The sequence below is a fragment of the aff. Roholtiella sp. LEGE 12411 genome (assembly GCF_015206995.1).
Classification (GTDB): Bacteria; Cyanobacteriota; Cyanobacteriia; order Cyanobacteriales; family Nostocaceae; genus Komarekiella.
Window position 1 is genome coordinate 24712 of the sequence record NZ_JADEXR010000062.1, and the last position, 6230, is coordinate 30941.

At 44.8% G+C, this 6230-nt stretch carries 5 protein-coding genes; 4 read left to right on the forward strand and 1 reads right to left on the reverse strand.

Annotated elements, in window-relative coordinates; genetic code table 11:
- Window positions 1-6 precede the first annotated feature (6 nt).
- The 4 genes from IQ246_RS15380 to IQ246_RS15395 all read left to right on the forward strand — a co-directional run bounded on the left by IQ246_RS15380 (window position 7) and on the right by IQ246_RS15395 (window position 5778).
- On the forward strand, window positions 7-2280 hold the full coding sequence (locus IQ246_RS15380) for a bifunctional (p)ppGpp synthetase/guanosine-3',5'-bis(diphosphate) 3'-pyrophosphohydrolase (protein ID WP_194004225.1): 2274 nt from the start codon (window positions 7-9) through the stop codon (window positions 2278-2280).
- An 89-nt stretch (window positions 2281-2369) separates the two neighbouring features.
- On the forward strand, window positions 2370-2690 hold the full coding sequence (locus tag IQ246_RS15385) for a hypothetical protein (RefSeq protein ID WP_194004228.1): 321 nt from the start codon (window positions 2370-2372) through the stop codon (window positions 2688-2690).
- A complete protein-coding gene (locus IQ246_RS15390; protein WP_194004226.1) occupies window positions 2672-3040 on the forward strand; it encodes a pentapeptide repeat-containing protein in 369 nt (122 codons plus the stop codon). Before IQ246_RS15385 ends, IQ246_RS15390 begins: the two co-directional genes overlap by 19 nt.
- Window positions 3041-3444: 404 nt before the next feature.
- The gene (locus IQ246_RS15395) at window positions 3445-5778 is read left to right on the forward strand and encodes a cation:proton antiporter (protein WP_194004227.1); all 2334 of its coding nucleotides are present in this window, start codon (window positions 3445-3447) and stop codon (window positions 5776-5778) included.
- Window positions 5779-5845: 67 nt separating this feature from the next.
- Here the strand turns inward: IQ246_RS15395 and IQ246_RS15400 are convergent, their stop codons facing one another.
- Window positions 5846-6064 (reverse strand): RNA chaperone Hfq, encoded by a 219-nt coding sequence (locus IQ246_RS15400; RefSeq protein WP_194004229.1) that lies wholly within the window; start codon window positions 6062-6064, stop codon window positions 5846-5848.
- Between the last annotated feature and the right edge of the window lie 166 nt (window positions 6065-6230).

The following is a 6230-nucleotide window of genomic DNA, read 5'->3' on the forward strand; positions in this document are numbered from 1 at the left end:
AATTGTATGAGCAGCATAGCTATAAATTCCTCAATTGATATTACCCTTCCGGACTGGTTGCAGAAATGCTTGAAGGGATCATCAGCAAGTAGCAGCGAAGCAGAAGATGACCGAAGGCATAGTGATATAGACTTGATTTGCCGAGCGTTTGAATTTGCTTATCAACTGCATCATGGTCAATACCGCAAATCGGGAGAACCATACATTTATCATCCCGTTGCTGTAGCTGGAACACTACGTGACTTGGGGGGCAGTCCTGTTATGATAGCAGCTGGTTTTCTCCATGATGTAGTTGAAGATACCGATGTCACCATTGAAGAAATAGATGAGCGCTTTGGGCCAGAAGTACGCCAATTGGTTGAAGGCGTCACTAAGCTTTCTAAAATAAATTTCAAAAGCAAAACCGAAAGCCAAGCGGAAAACTTCCGACGGATGTTTTTGGCAATGGCACAAGATATCCGAGTAATTGTGGTGAAGTTGGCAGACCGTTTGCATAATATGCGAACTTTACAATATATGTCAGAGTCCAGCCGCCGCCGTAGTGCTCAGGAAACACGAGATATCTTTGCACCCTTAGCCAATCGCTTGGGTATCTGGCGGATTAAATGGGAACTGGAAGATTTAGCTTTTAAATACCTGGAACCAGAAGCCTTCCGTGAAATTCAGCAGCATGTTTCCGAAAAACGGACGGCGCGGGAAGAGAAATTGGCTAAAGCCACTGACATTTTGCGGGAGCGTTTGCAGCAAGCTGGAATCCGCTGCCAGGATATCAGTGGACGTCCCAAGCATTTGTATGGTATTTACCAAAAAATGCAGCGGCAGCAAAAAGAATTTCATGAAATTTATGATTTGGCAGCGCTGCGGATTATTGTCCAAAGCAATGAGGAATGCTATCGTGCTTTGGCAGTAGTTCACGATGCCTTTCGCCCAATTCCCGGTAGATTTAAGGACTACATTGGACTGCCTAAACCCAACCGTTATCAATCTTTGCATACTGGAGTGATTGGTCTGACTGGTCGTCCTTTGGAGGTACAAATTCGGACGATAGAAATGCATCATATCGCCGAGTACGGGATTGCTGCTCATTGGAAGTACAAAGAAACAGGCGGTTCTAGCAATAGCCATGTAACGGCGACAGATGAGAAGTTTACTTGGTTGAGACAGCTTTTAGAATGGCAAAGCGATCTTAAGGATGCACAAGAATATCTTGATAGTGTCAAGGACAATCTATTTGAAGATGATGTCTATGTCTTCACCCCTAAGGGGGATGTTGTTCCCTTAAGCCCTGGATCTACCAGCGTAGATTTTGCTTATCGCATTCATACAGAAGTGGGAAATCATTGTACAGGGGTGCGGGTAAATGGGCGAATGGTGCCGTTATCAACACGGTTGCAAAATGGCGATATTGTGGAAATTATGACCCAAAAGAGCGGCCATCCGAGTTTGGATTGGTTGAACTTTGTCAGGACTTCAGCGGCGAAATATCGGATTAAACAATGGTACAAGCGATCGCGCCGGGAAGAAAATGTCGCCCGTGGGCGGGAATTGTTAGAAAAAGAACTTGGTAAAACTGGTTTTGATAGTCTGCTGAAGTCAGAAGCGATGCAGAGTGTTGCAGAGAAGTGTAACTACCACAGTGTAGAAGATTTACTCGCAGGCTTGGGTTATGGTGAAGTCACACTAAATCTAGTGCTAAATCGTTGGCGCGAAGTGGTAAAGGCACAACAACCAGTTACCATTGCACCCCCATTTATCCCCAAAGAGTCAACCTCTACATCAAAAGCCTTGCGGGATGCGCCTGCAACTACCTCCCGTTCAACTGATTCACCGATTGTTGGGGTGGAGGGATTAGTTTATCATTTAGCTGGGTGTTGTACCCCGATTCCTGGTGAACCGATTATTGGTGTAGTAACACGAGGTCGGGGAATTTCGATTCACCGCCAAGGATGTCATAATCTAGAAAATGTGGAGTGTGAGCGGCTAGTACCAGTCAGGTGGAATTCAGCGGCTGAAAATAGTGCTCGTCCGCACACTTACCCAGTGGATATTCAAATTGAAGCACTTGACCGCGTAGGAGTATTAAAAGATATTCTATCTCGCTTGAGTGACCAAGGGATCAATGTGCGTCACGCTCAGGTGAAAACCGCTATTGGTCAACCAGCACTGATGGACTTGGGGATAGATATACGCGATCGCTCTCAATTAGAGCATGTATTTACCCAAATTAAGAAAATGAGTGACATTCTGAATATACGTCGAGTCGGTCAAATTGACGAATAGTAGAGGTACACCCTGCTCGCAGCCCAGCCAAGAAGTATCTTAAATTATAGAGGTTTGGTTTGATATTTGATACTTTTTGGATGGCGATCGTGACCACAGAGGAATTTCAGCTATTAATCGAACAACAGCCCTCATGTCTTCAGACATTGCCAAAAGCACTGCAAGCATTGTGGTATGACAAGAAAGGTGATTGGGATCAGGCACACGAAATAGTCCAAAATGCCAGCGATGCTGACAGTGCTTGGGTTCACGCCTATCTACACCGAAAAGAGGGTGATTTAAGTAATGCTCATTTCTGGTATCTACGCAGTGGCCAGCCAGAGTTTCCTGGAGAACTAAACCAGGAATGGGAACAAATAGCTTGTTTATTGTTAAAGAAAGTCAAGGAAACATGGATGCTCAGGAACTGAAGCGGCGTTACGCCGCAGGTGAAAGATATTTTCCAGCAGTTATCTTAATTGGAGTCAAGCTGATTGGAGCTTATATGCCGGGAATCAACTTATGGGGAGCAGATTTGAGTGGAGCTAACCTAGCTAAAGCTAAACTTTGGGGAGCAGATTTGAGTAGAGCTAACTTAGCGAAAGCGAATTTGACCAGAGCTAATTTGAGCGGTGTCAAACTGAATGAAGCAAATCTCCGAGGAGCCAAACTCAACTATGCCAAGTTGTATGGAGCAGATCTCCGTGGAGCTTACTATGATGAAAGTACCCGATTTTCTAAAGGTTTTGACCCTATCAGTAGAAATATGCAGAAGTTTTGATGTTCCCAGATATTGAAGCTGCGGGATTCTTGACTCATAATCGCTAATAAATAACTCTCCATAACGCTATCAGCCTTTTAGCGTCAAGCCCTATTGACATATCGTAACAATATTGTTATATTTTAGGTACATAATAACAAACTATGTAACTAAATTGTTTATGCATAACGTCATCACACGGTTCTAGTTATTCATAGGATTGGCTAAGACTTTTTAAATTTAATATTTGTATCTTTAATTGTCATTCTGACTTCTCTCTCCTACCTCGGTTAGTTTCGCCGGGGTTTTTTATTTTAGATTTCTAAAGAGCAAATTTTGTCATCTCTACACCAACATCCGTTCCTCAGATATATAAAACTTTGTATGCTGAATCTAATGGGTTTTAATAGTTCTGTTAAAAACTGGTGCAAGAAGATTTTAGGTTAATTGTTGATTTAGTTTCAGTTCTCGCCGTTGCAGCTTGTGGCGGATTGTTAGCGTCGGTGTTACGACAACCGGTGTTACTGGGCTATCTCATCGGCGGGATGATTATAGGCCCAGCCGGACTGGGACTAATTAAAGAAGTTATTCAAGTAGAAACTCTGGCACAGTTCGGCGTCGCCTTTTTGTTATTTGCCTTAGGAGTAGAGTTTTCCTTTGCAGAACTCAAGAAGGTAAAAGCGATCGCTCTTGGGGGAGGAGGACTCCAGATTGTACTGACGATTTTGATCACAGTTTTAGTATGTGGGGTAACAGGAGCCTGGGGAACCTTACCTGCTAAAGGCGTGTTTTTGGGATCAATTCTGTCTTTATCATCCACAGCTGTTGTCCTCAAGTGCTTGATGGAGCGCAACGAAACAGAAACACCCCACGGGCAAGTAATGTTAGGGATTTTGGTAGTACAGGATTTGGCATTGGGACTGATGCTAGCCGTGTTACCAGCTCTCAACCAACCAGCAGAGACTATTGGCATTGCCGTGTTAACAGCGCTGCTGCGGATTGGTTTATTTGCAGCTGGCGCAGTCGCAGCGGGAATTTGGCTGATCCCCCCTTTGTTGCGAATGCTAGCCCGCACCGAAAGCCGAGAGCTTTTTTTATTAGGCGTAGTTGCCCTGTGTTTGGGCATTGCCTTGCTAACAGAGTATTTGGGGCTATCCATTGAAATGGGGGCATTTGTCGCCGGTTTAATGATTTCTGAGGTGGAATACGCTGACCAAACCCTAACTTATGTAGAACCGCTGCGAGATATTTTTGCCAGTTTATTTTTTGCTGCCATTGGGATGTTAATTGACCCAGTGTTTTTGTGGAACAACCTAGAATTGATTTTGGGGCTAGTAGCACTAGTTTTTGTGGGTAAGTTTTTGATTATCACGCCCCTAGTAAGACTGTTCCACTACCCATTGAAAACAGCCTTAATTGTCGGTTTAGGATTGGCTCAAATTGGTGAATTTTCCTTTGTTCTTGCTAGTGAAGGCCAGGCGTTAGGGTTAGTATCTCGACAGATATATTTACTAATTTTGGGAACCACAGCAGTCACACTTGTGCTTACTCCTTTTGTGCTGCGATTGGTGCCATTTTTATTTAATTTTGCTGAATCAATGCCCTGGCTGAAACCATATTTAGAAGATGATCAGCCACGGGATGTGTCCGAAGAACTACCCTTAAAAGACCATGTAGTAGTCTGCGGCTATGGACGAGTCGGCAGGAATTTAGTCAAGTTGTTGCAGCAACACAACTTACCTGTGGTTGTCATCGACCAATCAGAAAATAGAATTCAGCAGTTACGGGATGCCGAGGTGGCTTATGTATATGGTAATTGCGTTAGTTTACACGTTTTAGAAACCGCTGGAGTCAACCATGCTAAAGGAATGGCGATCGCACTTCCTGACCCCATGAGTACCCGCCTTTGCCTAAAACGCGCTTTGGAATTGTGTCCAGCATTAGATTTGGTCGTCCGCGCTACCCAAGATAAAAATATTGAAGTGCTTTACCAACTGGGAGCCAGGGAAGTGGTGCAGCCAGAGTTTGAGGCCAGCTTAGAAATGGCAACCCATTTATTAACTGGCTTAGGCTTGTCATCAGATGTTTTGCAACGGGAAATGCAGCAAATCCGCAACGATCATTATTTAGAATTGCGCCCAGAGCGTTCTGCATCAGAAGTTTCCTACGATTTGCAGCAAGCAACCCGCGATTTGAATCGGCGCTGGTATTCTTTACCAACTGACTCGCCCTTAATTGGTATGAGCCTAGAAGAAGCGGATATGCGCTATCTTACAGGAGCTAGTTTAATGGCAATTCGCCGCGCTAACGGCGATGAAATCGATTATCCGAATAATCAGACCAGATTGCAAGAAGGCGATCGCCTCCTCGTAGTGGGTGCAGATGAGGAACTGGCGGCTTTGGCAGAATTAGCTAAGGGACAGGTGGCTGTTCCCGGAGAAAATAGTGCTTGCCAGTGGATAACAATCAACGCTGATTCTCCAGTTTTGGGTAAAATTCTTGCAGATTTAGATATCCAACAGTCATCTGGGGCACAAGTGCAAGCGATCCGGCGAGATGGCAAATTCATCCGCTCTCCTGATGGCAACATGGACTTGCGAGATGGCGATCAAGTGTTGTTATGCGGTAGCTTAACAGGTTTAAGTCAACTACAACCGTTGTTTTTCCCAAGCAGCGCAGTCTCCCTATCTATCCCAGTGGTGAAAGCTATTGAGGCAGAAGCGCTTAAAGAGTTTCTGCCTCTGGATAGGCGGGAGTAGTCAAGGGTCAAGGGTCAAGGGTCAAGGGTCAAGGGTCAAGGGTTATGATTTGACTCTTGGCTCTTGACTAACTCTTGGGCTTAATATAGGCGATCGCTTGCTTCCAAACAGTGGTTTGCTGACTGTTCTCATCTACAATACATACACAGTATGAGTCTTGCCATAAAACCCTACCTGTGAGCAAATCGCCTGTGACTAGTTTGAATTCCACCTGTATTGTTTCTTGAATCAGGTGTTGCACTTGCCGAATACTGGGTAGTGACGTATCAAATTCAGTTGTCAGCATTTTTGGTAATGATGTATGCAAAATTAATGGAATGGGCATTGGGGATTGGGCATTGGGCATTGGGCATTAGAGACTAGGGACTGGGGGGACTAGGGACTAGGGCTAGGGACTGGGAACTGAGAAAGAGTTTTCTAATGCCCATGCCCCATGCCCCACGCCCAATGCC